The organism is Microbacterium sp. MEC084, from assembly GCF_004514465.2.
Classification (GTDB): Bacteria; Actinomycetota; Actinomycetes; order Actinomycetales; family Microbacteriaceae; genus Microbacterium.
In genome coordinates this window covers 68,785-88,517 of record NZ_MYFP02000001.1, presented here as the reverse complement: position 1 = coordinate 88,517, position 19,733 = coordinate 68,785, and the positions used below count along the sequence as shown (strand labels likewise).

Annotated in this window: 19 protein-coding genes; all 19 read left to right on the top strand. The window is 73.5% G+C overall.

The features are described from left to right. The first annotated feature begins 137 nt into the window (after positions 1-137). The 19 genes from pyrR (at position 138) to B5M43_RS00340 (ending at position 19,669) form a co-directional block, all read left to right on the top strand. Positions 138-710 carry a bifunctional pyr operon transcriptional regulator/uracil phosphoribosyltransferase PyrR gene (pyrR, locus tag B5M43_RS00430; protein WP_055988316.1) on the top strand — a complete coding sequence of 191 codons (573 nt, stop codon included), beginning with the start codon at positions 138-140 and terminating at the stop codon, positions 708-710. After that, positions 707-1,681 carry an aspartate carbamoyltransferase catalytic subunit gene (locus B5M43_RS00425; RefSeq protein WP_134745069.1) on the top strand — a complete coding sequence of 325 codons (975 nt, stop codon included), beginning with the start codon at positions 707-709 and terminating at the stop codon, positions 1,679-1,681. The genes pyrR and B5M43_RS00425 overlap by 4 nt, the downstream gene beginning before the upstream one ends. After that, entirely contained in the window at positions 1,678-2,985 is a 1,308-nt protein-coding gene (locus tag B5M43_RS00420; RefSeq protein ID WP_055988313.1) for a dihydroorotase, read from the top strand. Before B5M43_RS00425 ends, B5M43_RS00420 begins: the two co-directional genes overlap by 4 nt. Then, the gene (locus tag B5M43_RS00415; protein WP_134745070.1) at positions 2,982-3,491 is read left to right on the top strand and encodes a hypothetical protein; all 510 of its coding nucleotides are present in this window, start codon (positions 2,982-2,984) and stop codon (positions 3,489-3,491) included. Before B5M43_RS00420 ends, B5M43_RS00415 begins: the two co-directional genes overlap by 4 nt. Continuing rightward, on the top strand, positions 3,491-4,669 hold the full coding sequence (carA, locus tag B5M43_RS00410) for a glutamine-hydrolyzing carbamoyl-phosphate synthase small subunit (protein ID WP_134745072.1): 1,179 nt from the start codon (positions 3,491-3,493) through the stop codon (positions 4,667-4,669). Before B5M43_RS00415 ends, carA begins: the two co-directional genes overlap by 1 nt. Beyond that, the gene (carB, locus tag B5M43_RS00405) at positions 4,662-7,979 is read left to right on the top strand and encodes a carbamoyl-phosphate synthase large subunit (protein ID WP_134745074.1); all 3,318 of its coding nucleotides are present in this window, start codon (positions 4,662-4,664) and stop codon (positions 7,977-7,979) included. The genes carA and carB overlap by 8 nt, the downstream gene beginning before the upstream one ends. A 13-nt stretch (positions 7,980-7,992) precedes the next feature. Then, a complete protein-coding gene (gene pyrF, locus B5M43_RS00400; RefSeq protein WP_055988302.1) occupies positions 7,993-8,862 on the top strand; it encodes an orotidine-5'-phosphate decarboxylase in 870 nt (289 codons plus the stop codon). Continuing rightward, positions 8,855-9,775 carry a guanylate kinase gene (gmk, locus tag B5M43_RS00395; RefSeq protein ID WP_055988301.1) on the top strand — a complete coding sequence of 307 codons (921 nt, stop codon included), beginning with the start codon at positions 8,855-8,857 and terminating at the stop codon, positions 9,773-9,775. The genes pyrF and gmk overlap by 8 nt, the downstream gene beginning before the upstream one ends. A gap of 77 nt (positions 9,776-9,852) precedes the next feature. Next, positions 9,853-10,107: a DNA-directed RNA polymerase subunit omega gene (gene rpoZ, locus B5M43_RS00390; protein WP_055988299.1), complete on the top strand. Its 255-nt coding sequence runs from the start codon at positions 9,853-9,855 to the stop codon at positions 10,105-10,107. Between the two features lie 90 nt (positions 10,108-10,197). After that, positions 10,198-11,385, top strand: coding sequence for a methionine adenosyltransferase (metK, locus tag B5M43_RS00385; protein ID WP_055988297.1), 1,188 nt, complete (start codon positions 10,198-10,200; stop codon positions 11,383-11,385). Between the two features lie 14 nt (positions 11,386-11,399). Further along, the gene (locus B5M43_RS00380) at positions 11,400-13,394 is read left to right on the top strand and encodes a primosomal protein N' (protein WP_134745075.1); all 1,995 of its coding nucleotides are present in this window, start codon (positions 11,400-11,402) and stop codon (positions 13,392-13,394) included. Positions 13,395-13,459: 65 nt separating this feature from the next. Then, positions 13,460-14,398 carry a methionyl-tRNA formyltransferase gene (gene fmt, locus B5M43_RS00375; protein ID WP_055988439.1) on the top strand — a complete coding sequence of 313 codons (939 nt, stop codon included), beginning with the start codon at positions 13,460-13,462 and terminating at the stop codon, positions 14,396-14,398. Then, entirely contained in the window at positions 14,395-15,849 is a 1,455-nt protein-coding gene (locus tag B5M43_RS00370) for an RsmB/NOP family class I SAM-dependent RNA methyltransferase (protein ID WP_230667469.1), read from the top strand. The genes fmt and B5M43_RS00370 overlap by 4 nt, the downstream gene beginning before the upstream one ends. A gap of 8 nt (positions 15,850-15,857) precedes the next feature. Then, positions 15,858-16,541 (top strand): ribulose-phosphate 3-epimerase, encoded by a 684-nt coding sequence (rpe, locus tag B5M43_RS00365; protein ID WP_200941037.1) that lies wholly within the window; start codon positions 15,858-15,860, stop codon positions 16,539-16,541. Between the two features lie 229 nt (positions 16,542-16,770). Then, positions 16,771-17,034 carry a phosphoribosyl-ATP diphosphatase gene (locus tag B5M43_RS00360; RefSeq protein ID WP_055988291.1) on the top strand — a complete coding sequence of 88 codons (264 nt, stop codon included), beginning with the start codon at positions 16,771-16,773 and terminating at the stop codon, positions 17,032-17,034. Between the two features lie 40 nt (positions 17,035-17,074). Continuing rightward, the gene (hisG, locus tag B5M43_RS00355) at positions 17,075-17,914 is read left to right on the top strand and encodes an ATP phosphoribosyltransferase (RefSeq protein ID WP_134745077.1); all 840 of its coding nucleotides are present in this window, start codon (positions 17,075-17,077) and stop codon (positions 17,912-17,914) included. A gap of 2 nt (positions 17,915-17,916) precedes the next feature. Further along, on the top strand, positions 17,917-18,678 hold the full coding sequence (gene hisF, locus B5M43_RS00350) for an imidazole glycerol phosphate synthase subunit HisF (RefSeq protein WP_055988287.1): 762 nt from the start codon (positions 17,917-17,919) through the stop codon (positions 18,676-18,678). Then, a complete protein-coding gene (gene hisI / locus B5M43_RS00345; protein ID WP_055988284.1) occupies positions 18,675-19,082 on the top strand; it encodes a phosphoribosyl-AMP cyclohydrolase in 408 nt (135 codons plus the stop codon). The genes hisF and hisI overlap by 4 nt, the downstream gene beginning before the upstream one ends. Further along, positions 19,079-19,669, top strand: coding sequence for a Trp biosynthesis-associated membrane protein (locus B5M43_RS00340; protein WP_134745079.1), 591 nt, complete (start codon positions 19,079-19,081; stop codon positions 19,667-19,669). The genes hisI and B5M43_RS00340 overlap by 4 nt, the downstream gene beginning before the upstream one ends. Positions 19,670-19,733 lie beyond the last annotated feature (64 nt).

Here is a 19,733-nt window from a genome sequence, read left to right as displayed (position 1 = left end):
CCTTCGGGGTCCGGCCCCTTTCGCGTTGTGTGGCGATGAAGCCCGGCCTGTGGAGCCGCGTGCGAGCGAAGCGAGCTGTAAGATGAACTCACCTGCACCTTTAACACCGTCCCGTGAGGCGGAGAAGGGAGAGGCCGATGAGCACGCGCGCGACCGAACGCACTGTGCTGCATGACGCCGACATCGCGCGGGCCCTGACTCGGATCGCACACGAGATCCTCGAGTCCAACAAGGGCCCCGACGATCTGATCCTGCTGGGCATCCCGACCCGCGGCGTCACCCTGGCCCGCCGGCTCGCCGCGCTGATCGAGCGCTTCGCGGGCGTCGCGGTCCCGGTGGGCGCCCTGGACGTCACGATGTACCGCGACGACCTGGCGAAGCACCCGACGCGCACGCCGCACCCCACCGACATCCCTGCCCCGATCGACGGCAAGGTCGTGGTCCTGGTGGACGACGTGCTGTTCTCGGGCCGCAGCATCCGCGCGGCGCTCGACGCGCTGCAGGACATCGGACGCCCCGCCGCCGTGCGCCTCGCGATCCTCGTGGACCGCGGGCACCGCGAGCTGCCGATCCGCCCCGACTTCGTCGGCAAGAACCTGCCGTCCGCCCGCAGCGAGCGCGTCAACGTGCGCCTCTCCGAGGTCGACGGCGCCGAGGACGGCGTGTCGATCGAGACGCCCGCCGGCCGCACCGAGGAGGCCGGTGCATGAGGCACCTGCTCGACACCCGCACGCTCGCGCGGGAGGACGCGATCCGCATCCTCGACGTCGCCGAGGACATGGCCGACACGCAGTCCCGCGAGGTCAAGAAGCTGCCCACGCTGCGCGGCAAGACCGTCGTCAACCTGTTCTTCGAGGACTCGACCCGCACGCGCATCTCGTTCGAGGCCGCCGCGAAGCGACTCTCGGCCGACGTGATCAACTTCGCGGCCAAGGGCTCGAGCGTGTCCAAGGGCGAGAGCCTGCAGGACACCGCCCAGACGCTGCAGGCCATGGGCGCCGACGCCGTGGTCATCCGGCACGGCGCGTCGGGCGCCCCGCGCACGCTCGCGACGAGCGGATGGATCGACGCTGGTGTCGTGAACGCCGGCGACGGCACGCACGAGCACCCCACGCAGGCGCTGCTCGACGCGTTCACCATGCGCAAGCGCCGGTACGGGGCCGACAGCCGCGGCCGCGACCTCGAGGGCTTCCGGGTCGCGATCGTGGGGGACATCCTGCACTCCCGCGTCGCGCGCTCGAACGTCTGGCTCCTGCACACGCTCGGCGCGGAGGTGACGCTCGTCGCGCCTCCCACCCTGCTGCCGCAGGACATCTCGCTGTGGCCCGTCACCGTCCGGTACGACCTCGACGAGGCGATCGCCGCCGGCCCGGACGCCCTGATGATGCTCCGGATCCAGCTCGAGCGCATGAATGCCGCGTATTTCCCCTCTGAGCGGGAGTATTCGCGCCGCTGGGGGCTGGACCCGGTGCGGCTGGCGGCCCTGCCGGCCGGTAGCATTGTGATGCACCCCGGACCCATGAACCGGGGCCTGGAGATCTCCGCCGAGGCGGCCGATTCGCCCCGCTCGACCGTGCTCGAGCAGGTCAAGGCGGGCGTGTCCGTGCGGATGGCGGTGCTCTACCTGCTGCTGGCGGGGGAGCGGACGAACGCGGAGCGAACGACGGAGGAGGAGCGATGAGCGAGGTGCTCCTCATCACCGGAGCGGCGATCGAGGGCGGGGACCGTGCGGACCTGCTGATCCAGGACGGCCGGATCGCCGAGGTCGGCAGCGGCCTGTCCCGCGCCGGCGCGCGCGTGATCGACGCCGACGGGCTGATCGCGCTGCCAGGCCTGGTCGACCTGCACACCCACCTGCGCGAGCCGGGCTACGAGGCGAGCGAGACGATCCTGACCGGCACGCGCGCGGCCGCCGCGGGCGGCTACACGGCGGTGTTCGCGATGCCGAACACCTCGCCGGTCGCGGACGTCGCGGGCGTCGTCGAGCAGGAGCTCGCGCTCGGCGAGGCGGCCGGCTACGCCACGGTGCAGCCCATCGGCGCGGTCACGGTCGGGCAGAAGGGCGAGCGGCTCGCGGAGCTCGGCGCCATGGCGGACTCGCGCGCGAAGGTGCGCGTGTTCAGCGACGACGGCTTCTGCGTGTGGGACCCGCTGATCATGCGCCGCGCGCTCGAGTACGTGAAGGCCTTCGACGGCGTCGTCGCGCAGCACGCGCAGGACCCCCGCCTGACCGAGGGCGCCCAGATGAACGAGGGCGTCGTGTCGGCCGAGCTGGGACTGGCCGGCTGGCCGGCCGTGGCCGAGGAGTCGATCATCGCCCGCGACGTGCTCCTCGCCGAGCACGTCGGCTCCCGCCTGCACGTGTGCCACCTGTCGACGGCCGGTTCGGTCGACATCATCCGCTGGGCCAAGAAGCGCGGGATCGACGTCACGGCCGAGGTCACGCCGCACCACCTGCTGCTGACCGACGAGCTCGTGCGCGACTACGACGCGCGCTACAAGGTCAACCCGCCGCTGCGGACCGCCGAGGACGTCGAGGCCGTGCGCGAGGGCCTCGCGGACGGCACGATCGACATCGTGGCGACCGACCACGCGCCGCACCCGTCCGAGAGCAAGGCGTGCGAGTGGCAGGCCGCCGCGAACGGCATGGTCGGGCTCGAGAGCGCGCTGCGGGTCGTGCACCAGTCGATGGTCGAGACCGGCCTGCTCGACTGGGCGGGCGTCGCGCGCGTGATGTCCAAGACGCCCGCGCGCATCGGACGCCTCGACGGTCACGGCACCGACCTGGTCGCGGGCGCGCCCGCCGAGGTCGTGCTGTACGACCCGTCGCGCGGCGGCGAGTTCGGCCTCGAGGACCTGCGCGGCCGCAGCCGCAACTCGCCGTACCTCGGACGCGAGCTGCCCGGCAGCGTCCGGTGGACGATCCACCGCGGCTACGTCACGCTCGCCGACGGCGAGCTGGTCGAGCTCGGGGGCACCGCGTGAGCGGCGAGGTCACCGTCCTCGTGTTCGCGGGGATCGCGCTCGCGTTGATCGCGCTGATGCTGTGGGGCTGGCGCCGCCGCGCCCGCCGCGACGCGGGCGTCGCCGCACCCGTCGGGCCGGTGCGAGGCGAGCCCCGCGCCGTCTTCGGCGGGCTCTACGTGGCCACCACGCGTCACGACGCGCCCCTCGACCGCCTGGGCGTGCGGCACCTGGCGTACCGCTCGCGCGTGCAGGTCTCCGTGACCTCCGCGGGCGTCGCGCTCGACATGCCCGGCGAGCCCACGGTCTTCATCGACGCCCCGCGCATCGCGGGCATCGGGCGCGCCACCTGGACCATCGACCGCGTCGTCGAGCCCGACGGCCTCGTGCTGCTGGCCTGGACCGCCGACGACGGCACGGTCTGCGACACCTATCTGCGTCTGCAGGACGGAGACCCCGACGCCCTCGTGGCCAAGGTCGACCGCCTGCGCACCGACTCCGCCTCCACCCCGACGGGAGCCCTGTGATGACATCCCTGCTCGACCGCACTTCGCTGCTGGACCGGGACCCTGCGGTCCTCGTCCTCGAAGACGGCACGCGCTACGCCGGCCACGCGTACGGCGCGCGCGGCACCACGCTCGGCGAGGTGGTCTTCACCACCGGCATGACCGGCTACCAGGAGACCCTGACGGATCCGTCCTACGCCGGCCAGATCGTGCTCCAGACCGCGCCCCACATCGGCAACACGGGCGTCAACACGGAGGACCCCGAGTCGCGCCGCGTCTGGGTCGCCGGCTACATCGTGCGCGACCCCTCGCGCGTCGTCTCGAACTGGCGCGCGGAGGAGTCGCTCGACGACGCCCTCGAGCGCGACGGCATCGTCGGCATCAGCGGCATCGACACGCGCGCGATCACGCGCCACATCCGCTCGGCCGGCAGCATGCGCGGCGGCATCTTCTCGGGCGAGGCCGCGGGCCTGGACGCCGACGAGCAGCTGCGCCTCGTGAACGAGGCCCCGCAGATGACCGGACAGAACCTCTCCGGCCAGGTGTCGGTCGAGGTCGCCGCCGTGACCCCCGCCGAGGGCGAGAAGATCGGCAACCTCGCGGTGATCGACCTCGGCATCAAGCAGGCCACCGTGAACAACCTCGCGCGCCGCGGCTTCGAGGTGCACGTCCTGCCGCAGAGCGTCACCAAGGAGGAGCTGCTCGCGATCGACCCGGTCGCGGTGTTCTACTCCAACGGCCCGGGCGACCCCGCCGCGTCCGAGGGCCACGTGCAGCTGCTGCGCGGCGTCCTCGACGAGGGCCTGCCCTTCTTCGGCATCTGCTTCGGCAACCAGCTCCTCGGCCGCGCGCTCGGGCTGGGCACCTACAAGCTGCCCTTCGGGCACCGCGGCATCAACCAGCCGGTGCGCGACAAGCTCACGGGTCGCGTCGAGATCACGGCCCACAACCACGGCTTCGCGGTCGACGCGCCCCTCGAGGGCGAGTTCGACAGCCCCGCCGGCTACGGCCGCGTCGAGGTCAGCCACGTCGGCCTCAACGACAACGTCGTGGAGGGCCTGCGCGCCCTCGACATCCCGGCCTTCTCGGTGCAGTACCACCCCGAGGCCGCGGGCGGCCCGAACGACGCCAACTACCTCTTCGACCGATTCCGCGACATGGTCGTGGAGCACCTCAGCAAGAAGGACGCGAATGCCTAAGCGCGACGACATCTCCTCCGTCCTCGTCATCGGATCGGGCCCGATCGTCATCGGTCAGGCCTGCGAGTTCGACTACTCGGGCACCCAGGCGTGCCGCGTGCTGCGCGAGGAGGGCGTCCGCGTCATCCTCGTGAACTCGAACCCGGCCACGATCATGACCGACCCCGACTTCGCCGACGCGACGTACATCGAGCCGATCACCCCCGAGGTGATCGAGACGATCATCGCCAAGGAGAAGCCCGACGCGATCCTGCCGACGCTGGGCGGCCAGACGGCGCTCAACGCCGCCATGGCCCTGCACGAGCGCGGCATCCTCGAGAAGTACGACGTCGAGCTGATCGGCGCGAAGGTCGAGGCGATCCAGAAGGGCGAGGACCGCCAGATCTTCAAGCAGCTGGTGCTCGACGCCGGCGCCGACGTCGCGCGCAGCGTGATCGCCCACACCATGGACGAGGTGCTCGCCGGCGCCGCCGAGCTCGGCTACCCGCTGGTCGTCCGCCCCTCGTTCACGATGGGCGGCCTCGGCTCGGGCTTCGCGTTCGACGAGGAGGACCTGCGCCGCATCGCCGGCCAGGGCCTGCGCGAGTCGACCACGACCGAGGTGCTCCTGGAGGAGTCGATCCTCGGCTGGAAGGAGTACGAGCTCGAGCTGATGCGCGACACGGCCGACAACACGGTCGTGGTCTGCTCGATCGAGAACGTCGACCCGGTGGGCGTCCACACGGGCGACTCGATCACGGTCGCCCCGGCGCTCACGCTCACGGACCGCGAGTACCAGAAGCTGCGCGACATCGGCATCGACATCATCCGCGCGGTGGGCGTCGACACCGGCGGCTGCAACATCCAGTTCGCCGTCAACCCGGCCGACGGCCGCATCATCGTCATCGAGATGAACCCCCGCGTGTCTCGCTCGTCGGCGCTCGCCTCGAAGGCCACGGGCTTCCCGATCGCCAAGCTCGCCGCCAAGCTCGCGCTCGGCTACCGCCTCGACGAGGTTCCCAACGACATCACGGGCGTGACCCCCGCGTCGTTCGAGCCCACGCTCGACTACGTGGTCGTGAAGGTGCCGCGCTTCGCGTTCGAGAAGTTCCCGGCCGCCGACCCGACCCTCACCACGACCATGAAGTCGGTCGGCGAGGCCATGGCGATCGGCCGCAACTACGCGACCGCGCTGCAGAAGGCGCTGCGCTCGATCGAGAAGCGCGGCTCGAGCTTCCACTGGGGCGACGAGCCCCGCTCGGTCGACGAGCTGCTGCTCGAGGCGCGCACGCCCACGGACGGCCGCATCGTGCTCGTGCAGCAGGCGCTGCGCAAGGGCGCCACGGTCGAGCAGGCGTTCGAGGCCACCGCGATCGACCCGTGGTTCCTCGACCAGATCGTGCTGATCAACGAGGTCGCCGAGGCGGTCGCCGACGCCGACCGGCTCGACGAGCGCGTGCTGCGCCTCGCGAAGGAGCACGGCTTCTCGGACGCCCAGATCGCGCAGCTGCGCGGCCTGAGCGAGGTCGAGGTCCGCGGAATCCGCCACGGATTCGGCCTGCGCCCCGTCTACAAGACGGTCGACACGTGCGCGGGCGAGTTCCCCGCGCTCACGCCGTACCACTACTCGAGCTACGACTTCGAGACCGAGGTCACGCCCTCCGACCGCAAGAAGGTCGTGATCATCGGATCGGGCCCGAACCGCATCGGCCAGGGCGTCGAGTTCGACTACTCGTGCGTGCACGCGTCGTTCGCGCTCTCGGCCGCCGGCTACGAGACCGTCATGGTCAACTGCAACCCCGAGACCGTCTCGACCGACTACGACACCTCCGACCGCCTGTACTTCGAGCCGCTGACGCTCGAGGACGTGCTCGAGGTGCTTCACGCCGAGTCGCTGTCGGGCGAGATCCACGGCGTCGTGTGCCAGCTGGGCGGCCAGACGCCGCTGGGCCTGGCCAAGGGCATCGAGGCGGCGGGATACCGCATCCTCGGCACCAGCCCCGCCGCGATCGACCTCGCCGAGGACCGCAAGCTGTTCGGCGAGATCCTGGAGCGCGGCGAGCTCGTCGCCCCGCGCAACGGCACCGCGACCGACGAGGCCGAGGCCGTGCGCATCGCCGAGGAGATCGGCTACCCGGTGCTGGTGCGCCCGAGCTTCGTGCTCGGCGGACGCGGCATGGAGATCGTGTACGACACCGCGAGCCTGCGCGACTACTTCGTGCGCATCGCGGAGCACGCGATCATCGGCCCCGACGCCCCGCTGCTCGTGGACCGGTTCCTCGACGACGCCGTGGAGATCGACGTCGACGCGCTCTACGACGGCCACGAGCTCTACATCGGCGGCGTCATGGAGCACCTCGAGGAGGCCGGCATCCACTCGGGCGACTCCAGCTGCGCGCTGCCGCCCATGTCGCTCGGCCGCACCGAGATCGACCGGGTCCGCCAGGCGACGCTCGCGATCGCGCAGGGCGTGGGTGTGCGCGGCCTGCTGAACGTGCAGTTCGCGATCAGCGCCGGCGTGCTCTACGTGATCGAGGCGAACCCGCGCGCCAGCCGAACCGTCCCGTTCGTGTCCAAGGCCCTGGGCATCCCGCTCGCCAAGGCCGCCGCGCGCATCATGGCGGGCGAGACGATCGACGCGCTGCGGACCGAGGGGCTGCTGCCCGCGGTCGACGGCTCGCGCGTCCCGATGGACTCGCCGGTGTCGGTCAAGGAGGCGGTGCTGCCGTTCAAGCGCTTCCGCACCCGCGACGGCCAGATCGTGGACTCCGTGCTGGGCCCGGAGATGCGCTCGACCGGCGAGGTCATGGGCATCGACCGCGACTTCCCGACCGCGTTCGCGAAGAGCCAGGCGGCCGCGTACGGCGGCATCCCGCTCGGGGGCACCGTGTTCATCTCGGTCGCCGACTCCGACAAGCGGGACGTGCTGCTCCCGGCGCACCGCCTGCAGCAGCTCGGCTTCACGATCCTCGCGACGGAGGGCACGGCCGAGATCCTGCTGCGCAACGGCATCCGCGCCGAGGTCGTGGGCAAGTACAGCGCGACGCAGGAGACCGGCGAGGAGAACATCGTCGACCTGATCAACGCGGGCCGCGTGGACATGATCGTGAACACGCCGAGCGGCATGTCGGCGCGCGCCGACGGCTACGAGATCCGCGCGGCCGCGGTCGGCGGCGACAAGGCGCTGTTCACCACGATCGCGACGCTCGGCGCCGCCGTGAGCGCCATGGAGACCATGGCCGACGGCTTCCGCGTCAAGAGCCTCCAGGAGTACGCCGCCGAGCGCGAGGGCCGGACGGCCGCCGCGCCGGAGGCGGTGGCGGCCCGATGATCCGGGGACGGCTGTGACGACGTTCGGGGAGCGCGCCCGCGCCGCGATCGGGCGGCACGGGCACCTCTGCGTCGGCATCGACCCCCACGAGCCTCTGCTGGCGGCGTGGGGGCTGGCCGCGGACGCCGCGGGCGTGCGCGAGTTCGGCCTGCGCGTCGTGGAGGCCGCCGCGACGCGCGCGGGCTTCGTGAAGCCGCAGGTGTCGTTCTTCGAGCGCCACGGATCGGCGGGGCTCGCGGCCCTCGAAGACGTCCTGGCGGCCGCGCGTGCGGCCGGGCTCGTGGTGATCGCGGACGCCAAGCGCGGCGACATCGGCTCGACCATGGACGCCTATGCCGCGGCGTGGCTGACGCCCGGCGCGCCGCTCGAGGCGGACGCGCTCACCGTGAGCCCTTACCTCGGGGTCGGCGCCCTGGCGGGCACCTTCGACCTCGCGCACGCCCACGGCAAGGGCGCTTTCGTGCTGGCCGCGACCAGCAACCCCGAGGCGACCGCGCTGCAGCGCGCCGTCACGGCCGGCGGCGCCACGGTGTCGTCCGAGATCGTCGCCGAGGTGTCGGACCGCAACGCGGCCGCGATCGCCGACGGCGCGTGGGGGAGCATCGGGTTCGTGATCGGCGCCACGGTCGACTGGGCCGAGGCGGGCCTCGCGCCGTTCGCGCCGCTCGCCCCGATCCTCGCGCCCGGCTTCGGCCACCAGGGCGCGCGCGCTGATCGGCTCGCCTCCATCTACGGGCCCATGGCGCCCGCCGTGATCGCGAGCGAGAGCCGCAGCATCCTGTCGGCCGGACCCGACGGGATCGCCGACGCGATCGCCGCGGCCGCCGCCTCCTACCCGCCCGCCGCCCCGTCACCCGCCCGAGGGGAGACCCCCGATGTCTGACGCCGCACCGAGCTCGCAGCGGCCGCCGGAGGTGGACCGCGCCGCCGCCTCGCGCAAGGCCGTCGCCGCCCGACGCGCCCGCGCGTCGCTCAAGCGCGACCTCGCGACCCGTGTCGTCACGCCGCAGGAGGTGCTGCGCCGCGCGGTCGCCGATCCGGCGTCGCCCGCCGGCACCCTGCGCGTGCCGGACTTCCTGACGGCCCTGCCGGCCATCGGCGAGGGCAAGCGCGACCGCATCCTGACCCAGCTGGGCATCTCGCCCGTCAAGCGCCTGGGCGGCCTCGGCACGCGGCAGCGCGCCGCGCTGCAGGAGTGGCTCGACCGCCGCATGCCCGAGCCGCGGCCGCGGCCCGGTCGCAGCCGGCTGCTCGTGCTCGCCGGTCCGACCGCGGTCGGCAAGGGCACGGTCTCGGCCCGCATCCGCGAGGAGCACCCCGAGATCCTGGTCTCGGTGTCGGCGACGACCCGCGCGCCGCGCCCGGGTGAGGTCGACGGCGTGCACTACTACTTCGTGGACGACGCCGAGTTTGACCGGATGATCGCGGAGGGCGAGCTTCTCGAGCACGCGGTGGTGCACAACAAGCACCGCTACGGCACGCCGCGCGGCCCGATCGACCGCGCGCTGGCGGAGGGGCGCACCGTCCTGCTCGAGATCGACCTGCAGGGCGCCCGCCAGGTGCGCGCCGCCGAGCCGAGCGCGTCGCTGGTGTTCCTGCTGCCCCCGAGCTGGGACGAGCTGGTCAACCGACTCGTCGGTCGCGGCACCGAGGACGAGGAGGAGCGCGCCCGCCGGCTGCGCACCGCCAAGGTGGAGCTCGCGGCGCAGGGGGAGTTCGACTTCCACATCGTGAACGAGGACGTCGCCACCGCCGCGCGCCAGGTCGTAGACTTGACGCAGGCGTCCGAGCGCTGATCGCCGCGTGCCCACGCGGCCGCGCCCGGCCCCGACCGTCTTCCCGCGACTGCCGTCGCCCGCACAGGAGGTTCCGCATGACCACGGAGAACAAGGGCATCATCGACCCGCCCATCGACGAGCTGCTCGACAAGGTCGACTCGAAGTACCAGCTCGTGATCTACGGCGCCAAGCGCGCCCGCCAGATCAACGACTACTACACCGACCTGCACGAGGGGAACCTGTTCGACAACGTCGGCCCGCTGGTCGACTCGTCGGTCGAGGACAAGCCGCTCACGATCGCGCTGCACGAGATCCACCAGGACAAGCTGCGCCTGCGTCACGCGGAGTAACAGCACACTCGCGCTCCGCGCCGAGGACCGCACGGTGTCGGCGGTCGCCGCCAGAATAGGCGGCGACCGCCTTTCATTTGAGGAGAGCACATGAGCCTTCGGCTTTTCACGTCAGAGTCCGTGACGGAGGGGCACCCGGACAAGATCTGCGATCAGATCTCCGACAGCATCCTCGACGGTCTGCTGGCGCAGGACGCCGAGAGCCGCGTGGCGGTCGAGACCCTCGTCACGACCGGCCTCGTGCACGTCGCGGGCGAGATCCGCACGGAGGCGTACGTCGAGATCCCGGCGATCGTCCGCGGCGTCATCAACCGCATCGGCTACACGTCGAGCGACATGGGCTTCGACGGCGACTCGTGCGGTGTGAGCGTCTCGGTCGGCGAGCAGTCGAGCGACATCGCCGCGGGAGTCGACAAGGCCCTCGAGATCCGCGAGGGCTCGTCCGACGCGTACGACGCGCTCGGCGCGGGGGACCAGGGCATCATGTTCGGCTTCGCGACGAACGAGACGCCGCAGCTCATGCCGATGGCCGCCTGGACCGCGCACCGCCTGGCGGAGCGGCTGACCGAGGTGCGGCGCAACGGCGAGATGCCGTTCCTGCGGCCCGACGGCAAGACCCAGGTCACGCTCGGCTACGAGGGCTTCACGCCCAAGACCGTCGACGGGGTCGTGATCTCGGCGCAGCACCACCCGAAGATGACCCAGGACGAGCTGCGTGGCGAGATCGAGGAGCTCGTCATCCGCCCGGTGCTCGAGCAGACCGGCCTCGACCACGAGGGCGTCAAGCTCTACATCAACCCGGCGGGCCCCTTCGTGACCGGCGGCCCCAAGGGCGACGCGGGCCTCACGGGCCGCAAGATCATCATCGACACCTACGGCGGCGCCGCGCGTCACGGCGGCGGCGCGTTCAGCGGCAAGGACCCCTCCAAGGTCGACCGCTCGGCGGCCTACGCGATGCGCTGGGTCGCCAAGAACGCGGTCGCCGCGGGCCTGGCCGATCGGCTCGAGGTGCAGGTCGCGTACGCGATCGGCAAGGCGAACCCCGTGGGCCTGTACGTCGAGACCTTCGGCACGGGCCGCGTCTCCGACGACGCGATCGTCGACGCGATCCGGTCGGTGTTCGACCTGCGCCCCGCCGCGATCCTCGAGGCGCTGGATCTGAAGCGCCCGATCTACGCGCAGACCGCGGCGTACGGGCACTTCGGACGCGAGCTGCCGGACTTCACGTGGGAGCAGACCACGCGGGTCGACGAGCTGCGCCGCGCCGCCGGGCTCTGACCGGAGACAGCCGGATGCCGCGGCGCGTCGCGCGCGTGCTGATCGACTCGCCCCTGCCGCAGCTCGATCGCCTCTTCGACTACGCGATCCCGGACGAGCTGCGGGAGCAGGCCGTGCCGGGCGTGCGGATCAAGGCGCCGCTGCGCACCGCGGGGCGCGTGGTCGACGGCTACGTCGTCGAGGTGGGCGACGAGTCCGACGGGGACCGCGCGCTCTCGGAGATCGACGCGGTCGTATCGACGGCGGCGGTGCTGCCGGAGCGGCTCTACACGCTCGCGCGCCGGGTCGCGGATCGCGCGGCGGGCTCCGCCGTCGACATCCTGCGGCTGGCGATCCCGAAGCGCCAGGTGCGCGTCGAGAAGCAGTGGCTCGCGGGGGAGCGCGCGCCGGCCCCGGTCGTCGCGGCGGACTCCCTCGAGACGGCTCGCGCGGTGCTCGACGCCTACCCCGGCCTCGCCGAAAGGATCGCCGCGGGCGGGCGGATCGCGCTGGACGCGCCGCCGCGGCTCGAGGGCGCGCGGCCGGCATGGACCTCGGTCCTCGCAGCCGCGGCGGCCGCCACGCTCGCGGCGGGACGCTCGGCCGTGCTGGCGGTTCCCGATCACCGGGATCTCGACCTGCTGCACGCCGCGCTCTCGGCGCTGCTCCCGGACGACGCCGTGGTGCGTCACGACGCCGGACAGACCGGGCCCGAGCGGTACCGCGGATTCCTGCGCACGCTGGAGGACGCGCCGTGCGTCGTGGTCGGCAACCGGTCGGCCGTGTACGCGCCGGTCGCCCGGCCGGGCCTCCTCGCCCTCTGGGACGACGGCGATCCGCTGCTCGAGGAGCCGCTGGCGCCGTACGTGCACGCGCGCGACGCCGCGCTCGTCCGCCGGGAGCTCGCGGACCCGGAGACGGGGGAGAAGCCGGCGCTTCTTCTCGCGGGGCACACCAGGTCGACGGACGTCGAGCGGCTGGTCGCGGTGGGATGGGTCGAGGACGTCCCGCCCGCGCGCCGCTACGCGCCGCGCGTGGTCCTCAGCGCGGTGACGCAGAGCGAGCGGCCCGGTGCGCGCATCCCGTCTGCGGCGTTCCGCGCGGCCCGCGAGGGGCTCGCCGAGGGGCCGGTCCTCGTGCAGGTGGCCAGGCCCGGGTACTCGCCCACGCTCGTGTGCGCCGACTGCCGCGCGCCGGCGCGATGCCGGCACTGCGGCGGGCCGCTCCACGCGCCCGGGCGCGGCGCCACTCCCGTGTGCGGGTGGTGCGGCCGGTCGGCGACCGCCTGGACGTGCCCGGCCTGCTCGTCGCCGCGCGTGCGCCTGGCATCCTCGGGCAGCGAGCGCACGGCCGACGAGCTGGGTCGCGCCTTCCCGGGCGTGCGCGTGATCGTGGCCGACGGCGCGCACCCGGTGCGCGAGGTCGACGCCCGCCCCTCGCTGGTGGTCGCCACGCGCGGGGCGGAGCCGATCGCCGAGGGCGGGTACCGCGCCGTGCTGCTGCTCGACGGCGACCGCATGCTGCAGGCGCCCGAGCTGCGCATCGGCGAGTCCTGCCTGCGCTGGTGGTCCAATGCCGCCGCCCTGGCGGCGCCGGACGCCCCCGTGCACCTGGTGGGCGTCACCGGCGCGGTCGCCCGCGCCCTCGCGACCTGGACCCAGGCGTCCTACGCGCGCGCCGAGCTGCACGAGCGCGCGCCGCTGCGGATGCCGCCCACCGCGCGCGTGGCCCGCCTCGAGGGCGACGTCTCGGCGGTCGACCGGGCGCTCGCCACCCTGCGGGCCGACGTGCCCGAGCTCGCCGCCGACGCCGTGCTCGGGCCGGTGCCGATCGACCGGCAGGGCTGGCCCGGCGCGCGTGCGCTGGTGCGCTTCGACTACGCGCGAGGCGCCGCGGTCGCGACCAGCCTGCGCGCGTCGGTCGTCTCGGAGGCCGTGAGCGCGCGCTCGGCGCGCAAGGGCTCGGCGAGGTCCCGGGCGCCGCGGAATATGCTTACGGCGAGGCTCGACATCGTCGAGCCCGAACTGTGAATGCGCCCGCTCCGTGGCGCGCGAGGCGAGGGATGCGGATGACCACTGATCGACGAGCTCCGCGGCTGAGGATCGTGTTCGCCGGGACCCCGTCGGTGGCGGTGCCGTCGCTACACGCCCTCCACGCCGCCGGCCACGACATCGCCGCGGTCGTGACCCGTCCCGATGCGCCCCTCGGACGCAAGCGCGTGCTCACCCCGTCACCCGTCGCGGCCGCCGCGGAGGAGCTCGGCCTGCCCGTGATCAAGGCGGCCCGGCTCGACGCCGAGGCGACGGAGCGGATCGCGGCGCTGGACCCGGAGCTCGCGGTCGTGGTCGCCTACGGCGGGCTGGTGCGCGAGCCGCTGCTCTCGCTGCCGCCGCACGGCTGGATCAACCTGCACTTCTCGCTGCTGCCGCGCTGGCGCGGGGCGGCGCCGGTGCAGCGGGCGCTCATGGCCGGCGACCGCGTGACGGGGGCCGCAGTGTTCCGGCTCGTCCCGGAGCTGGACGCCGGGGACGTGTTCGACGAGCTGCGCTACGACGTGCCCGCGGACGCCACGGCGGGCGATGTGCTCGAGGCGCTCGCGGATCTCGGAGCGGGACTCCTCGCCGACGTCGTCGACGGCATCGCGGCGGGAACGGCGGTCGCGGTGCCACAGAAGGGCGAGGCGACGCACGCCGCCAAGCTGTCGATCGACGACGGCCTGCTCGACTGGCGCGAGCCCGCGGACCGCGTCCTCGACCGGTTCCGGGGCGTGACCCCCGAGCCGGGCGCGCACACGCTGCTCGACGGAGCGCGCTTCAAGATCCTCGCGGCGCGGCCGGCGGACGCGGACGCGGAGGAGCCGCTGCCGCCCGGCCGGGCGCGGGCGGTGAAGCGCGGCGTGCTGGTCGGCACGGGCACCGAGCCGATCCTGGTGGAGCGCGTGCAGCCCGCGGGCAAGGCCGCGATGGACGCCGCCGCCTGGGCGCGCGGCACGCGCGCCGACGTCGTCTTCGAGACGCCCGAGGCGACCCGATGATGGTCGAGCACCGCGACGGAGGCGCGCGCCCCCGCCGGTCCGCGCCCGGTTCCGCGCGGCCCCGCCGCGCACCCGGCGGACCGCGCACGCTCGTCCAGCCCGCGCGGCGCGCCGCCTACGCCGTGCTGCGCGCCGTGAACGAATCCGACGCATACGCCAACCTGCTGCTGCCGCGCGAGCTGGAGCGCGCCGGCCTGTCGGGCGGCGACGCCGCGCTCGCGACGGAGCTGACGTACGGAACGCTGCGGCGCCTCGGCACCTACGACGCCGTGATCACCGCGGCGGCGGACCGCGACGCGGCGTCGATCGACCCGCCCGTGCTGGACGCGCTGCGCCTCGGCGTGCATCAGCTCATGGCCACGCGCGTCGCGTCGCACGCGGCCGTGAACGAGTCGGTGGCGCTCGCCCGCGAGGCCTCGGGCGCGGGCGCGGGGGGCTTCGCGAACGCGGTGCTCCGGCGCGTCGCCCGCGACAGACCGGGCGAGTGGATGGCGCGGGTCGCGGACACCGCGCGCTCCGACGACGAGCGCATCGGCCTCGAGGCCGCGCACCCGGTCTGGATCGTCCGCGCGCTGCGCCGCGCCCTCGCGGCCGAGGGACGCGCGGACGAGCTCGACGACCTGCTCGATGCCGACAACGTGTCGCCCCGCGTGACCATGGCGGCGCTGCCGGGGCTCGCCGAGCCTGACGGACTCCGCACCGCGTACTCGCCCGTGGGCTTCCGGCTGCGCTCGGGCGACCCCGAGCCGCTGGTGCGGGAGTCGGGCGGCACCGTGCGCGTGCAGGACGAGGGCTCGCAGCTCGTCGCGCTCGCGCTCAGCCGGCACGCGCCGGTCGAGCCGGGGGAGCGGTGGCTGGATCTCTGCGCCGGCCCCGGCGGCAAGACGGCCCTGCTCGCGGCCGAGGCGCTCGCACACGGCGCGCGGCTCGAGGCCAACGAGCTCGTGCCGGCCCGCGCGGGCCTGGTGCGGCGCGCGCTGGAGGCGGTGCCGCTCGAGGTCGTCGTGCACGAGCGCGACGGACGCGAGCTGGCCGCCGAGAATCGCGGCGTCTACGACCGGATCCTCGTCGACGCGCCGTGCACGGGGCTCGGCGCGCTGCGCCGCCGCCCCGAGGCGCGCTGGCGCAAGCAGCCGTCGGACGTCGCGGAGCTCGCCGAGATCCAGACCGGCCTGCTGCGCGAGGCGATCGGCGCCCTGAAGCCGGGCGGCGTCGTCGCTTATGTCACGTGCTCGCCGCACCTCGCCGAGACGGCCGCGATCGTGGCCCAGGTGCGGGACGAGCTCGGCGACGCGGTCGAGGAGCTCGACGCGCGGGCGGTGCTGCGCCGGGTGTCGCGCGGCGCGCTCGACCTGCCGGTCCCCGAGAGCGGTGCCGGGCATGCGCAGCTGTGGCCGCACCGCCACGGCACCGACGCGATGTTCCTGGCGCTCCTGCGCCGCCGCCGATAATGGACCACATGCCGCATCCCTCGGACCTCCCCGCGCCGCGCATCAACCCGAGCATCCTGTCGGCGGACTTCGTCAACATGCAGGACGAGCTCGCCCGCATCTCGGCGGCGGACTTCGTGCACGTGGACGTCATGGACAACCACTTCGTGCCGAACCTGACCTTCGGTCCGCAGATGGTGGCGCGCATCCAGGACACCAGCCCGGTGCCGCTCGACGTGCACCTCATGATCGACGACCCCGACCGCTGGGCGCCGGGATACGCGGAGCTCGGTGCGGCGTCGGTGACGTTCCACCTCGAGGCGGCGGCCGAGCCCATCGCGCTGGCCCGGCGGCTGCGGCAGATCGGCTCCCGCGCCGGCGTCGCGGTGAAGCCCGCGACCGACGTCGAGCAGCTGTTCGAGCACCTGCACGAGTTCGACCAGATCCTCGTGATGACGGTCGAGCCGGGCTTCGGCGGCCAGTCGTTCCGCGCCGACACGATGCCCAAGCTCCGCCGCCTCGCCGACGAGACCCGCCGGCGCGGCGCCGACGTGTGGCTCCAGGTGGACGGCGGCATCTCGGCGTCGACCATCGAGCAGGCCGCCGAGGCCGGCGCGGACACGTTCGTCGCCGGCTCCGCCGTGTACGGCGCCGACGACATCGACGTGGCGATCGATACGCTCCGCCACCTCGCCCGCCCGCATCTTCATTGATTTCTCACGCCCGCGTGAGGGCGCGCTTCGCGCGCGGGCCGCATCCGCGGCACGCTCGCTGCGCTCGCACGACGGTCGAGGTCCAACGCCCGGTCGTTGAGCGGAGGCGAGGAACGAGCCGGAGTCGAAACGTGGCTGCACCCGCCTTACGGCCGCATGCCGGGGGCGTGGTGCCGACACTGACCCGGTGCGAGCGGAGCGGGCTTCGGATCCCCGGTAGCCTTGAGGGGTGAAGACTTTCGACGCGCTGTTCGCCGAGCTGAGCGAGAAGGCGCAGACGCGGCCCGAGGGATCGGGGACCGTGGCGCAGCTGGACGCCGGCGTGCACGCCATCGGCAAGAAGATCGTCGAGGAGGCCGCCGAGGTCTGGATGGCCGCCGAGTACCAGTCGGACGACGAGGCCGCCGAGGAGATCTCGCAGCTGCTGTACCACGTGCAGGTCATGATGCTCGCGAAGGGCCTGACGCCGGCCGACGTCTACCGACATCTGTAGGCCGCTCCCCGCCTCGTCGACCCCTCACCCGAAAGCACCCATGCTCCGCATCGCCGTCCCGAACAAGGGATCCCTGTCCGAGACCGCCGCCGAGATGCTCGCCGAGGCCGGCTACGCCGGCCGCCGTGACTCGAAGCAGCTGCACCTGATCGACGCCGCGAACGACGTCGAGTTCTTCTTCCTGCGTCCGCGGGACATCGCCACCTACGTGGCGCTCGGCGCCCTCGACGTCGGCATCACCGGGCGCGACCTGCTCCTGGACGTCCGGATGCCCGCGCGCGAGATCGAGTCGCTGGGTTTCGGCGACTCCACGTTCCGCTTCGCGGCCCCTCCCGGCCGCTTCGAGACGCTCGAGCAGCTCGAGGGCGTGCGCGTCGCGACCGCCTACCCGGGCCTCGTGGACGCGTTCCTCGACGAGCGCGGCGTCGCCGTCGACATCGTGCCCCTGGACGGCGCGGTCGAGTCCGCCGTGAAGCTCGGCGTCGCCGACGCGGTCGCCGACGTGGTGTCGACCGGCACCACGCTGCGCCAGGCGGGCCTCGAGATCTTCGGCCCCGTGCTGCTCGAGTCCAAGGCCGTGCTCATCACGGGCCCCAAGGACGTCGAGGGCACCGAGACGCTGCTGCGCCGCCTGCGCGGCGTCATGGTCGCGCGCCAGTACGTCATGGTCGACTACGACCTCCCGGCGAAGCTCGTCGACCGCGCGGTGGAGATCGCCTCGGGCATCGAGTCGCCCACCATCTCGCCGCTGCGCGACCCCGAGTGGGTGGCCGTGCGCGTGATGGTGCCCCGCAAGGGCGTCAACCGCGTGATGGACGACCTGTACGAGCTGGGCGCGCGCGCGATCCTCGTGACGGCCATCCACAACGCGAGGCTGTAGCCGTGGGCGTCGCGACCCGGGTCATCCCGTGCCTCGACGTGGCCGACGGCCGCGTCGTCAAGGGCGTCAACTTCGAGAACCTGCGCGAGATGGGCGACCCCGTCGAGCTGGCCCGCGCATACTTCGAGCAGGGGGCCGACGAGCTCACGTTCCTCGACGTGACCGCGACGGTCGACGCGCGCGCCACCATGTACGACGTCGTGCAGCGCACGGCCGAGCAGGTCTTCATCCCGCTCACGGTGGGTGGCGGCGTCCGCTCGGTCGACGACGTCGCGCGCCTGCAGGGCGTCGGTGCCGACAAGGTGGGGGTGAACTCGGCGGCCATCGCGCGGCCGGCGCTCCTCGACGAGATCGCGGACCGCTTCGGCGCCCAGGCGCTCGTGCTGTCCCTCGACGTGAAGCGCTCGCCCCGCACACCGTCGGGCTTCGTCGTGACCACGCACGGGGGACGCACCGAGACCGACCTGGATGCGCTCGCGTGGGCGCGCGAGGCGATCGAGCGCGGCGCGGGGGAGCTCCTCGTGAACTCGATCGACGCCGACGGCACGCGTCAGGGCTTCGACCTGGAGCTCATCCGCCTGATGCGCGAGCTCTCCACCGTGCCGGTGATCGCCTCAGGCGGCGCGGGCGCGCCCGAGCACTTCCCGCCCGCGGTGCAGGCCGGCGCCGACGCGGTGCTGGCGGCCAGCGTCTTCCACTCCGGCCAGCTCACGATCGACGACGTCAAGCGCGCGCTGCGCGCGGAGGGGATCGAGACCCGATGAGCGAGGCGACCACGCCCGCGGACCCCGAGCTCGAGCAGCGGATCGCCCGGGTCGCGTTCAACGCCGACGGCCTGGTGCCCGCGATCGTCCAGCAGTGGGATACGCACGAGGTGCTGATGCTCGCCTGGCTCGACGCCGAGGCGCTGCGCCGCACGCTCACGACCGGCCGGGTCACCTACTGGTCGCGGTCGCGTCAGGAGTACTGGCGCAAGGGCGACACGTCGGGCAACATCCAGCGCATCGTCGAGGCGCGCATCGACTGCGACGGCGACACCGTGCTGCTCAAGGTCGACCAGACCGGGCCCGCCTGCCACACGGGCACGCGCGCGTGCTTCGACGACGGCGAGGGCTTCGACCGGGATCTGCGCGCGGTGTCGGGCATCGCCGACGAGGCGGCCGGATGAGCGTGCGCACCCGCGCACGGACCTTCACCGTCGTCGCGATCCTCGCGGCCGGCGCGCTCGGGCTGATCGGCTCGACCCAGACGTGGGCGCTGGCCGCCCTGGCAGACGGCGACGTCGACGTGCCCGGCGCCACCGCGGTGCCGGTCCTGCAGCCCCTGATGCTGACGGCGCTCGCGCTCGGGCTCGTCCTGACGCTCGTCGGCCGCGCGCTGCGGTATGTCCTCGGGGCACTGGCCGTCGCGGTGGCGGCAGCGGTCGCCGCGCTCACGGCGCCCCTGATCGGCCGTCCGCCTGCGTCGGCGGTCGCCCCCGCGGTCACCGAGCGCACCGGGCTCGCCGGCGAGGAGGCGATCGCCGAGGTCGTGCTCTCGACCGCGTCCACGGCCTGGCCGGCCGTGACGCTCGTCTGCGCGGTCGTGATCGGGTTCGCCGGCGTCGCCGTGCTCGTCACGGCGCACCGCTGGACCAGGGGAGGACGCCGTTACGACGGCGCCGCGGCCGCCGCGACCCGCGCCTCCGACGCGGGCCCGCTGGACGCGATCGACTCCTGGGACGACCTGTCCCGGGGCGACGACCCCACACGCTGACCGCCGCCCGCTGAACGGCATCCCGCCTCATCCGGGGTCCGAGCCGCCCGGGTGGGCCCGATAG

What these genes read in the sequence shown, in the direction of transcription:
- B5M43_RS00420 (WP_055988313.1), top strand. Translation starts at nt 1,678, where the DNA reads ATGAGCGAGGTGCTCCTCATCACCGGAGCGGCGATCGAGGGCGGGGAC.
- B5M43_RS00340 (WP_134745079.1), top strand. Translation starts at nt 19,079, where the DNA reads ATGAGCGTGCGCACCCGCGCACGGACCTTCACCGTCGTCGCGATCCTC.
- B5M43_RS00425 (WP_134745069.1), top strand. Translation starts at nt 707, where the DNA reads ATGAGGCACCTGCTCGACACCCGCACGCTCGCGCGGGAGGACGCGATC.
- hisG (WP_134745077.1), top strand. Translation starts at nt 17,075, where the DNA reads ATGCTCCGCATCGCCGTCCCGAACAAGGGATCCCTGTCCGAGACCGCC.
- carA (WP_134745072.1), top strand. Translation starts at nt 3,491, where the DNA reads ATGACATCCCTGCTCGACCGCACTTCGCTGCTGGACCGGGACCCTGCG.
- B5M43_RS00380 (WP_134745075.1), top strand. Translation starts at nt 11,400, where the DNA reads ATGCCGCGGCGCGTCGCGCGCGTGCTGATCGACTCGCCCCTGCCGCAG.
- gmk (WP_055988301.1), top strand. Translation starts at nt 8,855, where the DNA reads ATGTCTGACGCCGCACCGAGCTCGCAGCGGCCGCCGGAGGTGGACCGC.
- metK (WP_055988297.1), top strand. Translation starts at nt 10,198, where the DNA reads ATGAGCCTTCGGCTTTTCACGTCAGAGTCCGTGACGGAGGGGCACCCG.
- rpe (WP_200941037.1), top strand. Translation starts at nt 15,858, where the DNA reads ATGCCGCATCCCTCGGACCTCCCCGCGCCGCGCATCAACCCGAGCATC.
- rpoZ (WP_055988299.1), top strand. Translation starts at nt 9,853, where the DNA reads ATGACCACGGAGAACAAGGGCATCATCGACCCGCCCATCGACGAGCTG.
- B5M43_RS00370 (WP_230667469.1), top strand. Translation starts at nt 14,395, where the DNA reads ATGATGGTCGAGCACCGCGACGGAGGCGCGCGCCCCCGCCGGTCCGCG.
- pyrR (WP_055988316.1), top strand. Translation starts at nt 138, where the DNA reads ATGAGCACGCGCGCGACCGAACGCACTGTGCTGCATGACGCCGACATC.
- carB (WP_134745074.1), top strand. Translation starts at nt 4,662, where the DNA reads ATGCCTAAGCGCGACGACATCTCCTCCGTCCTCGTCATCGGATCGGGC.
- hisI (WP_055988284.1), top strand. Translation starts at nt 18,675, where the DNA reads ATGAGCGAGGCGACCACGCCCGCGGACCCCGAGCTCGAGCAGCGGATC.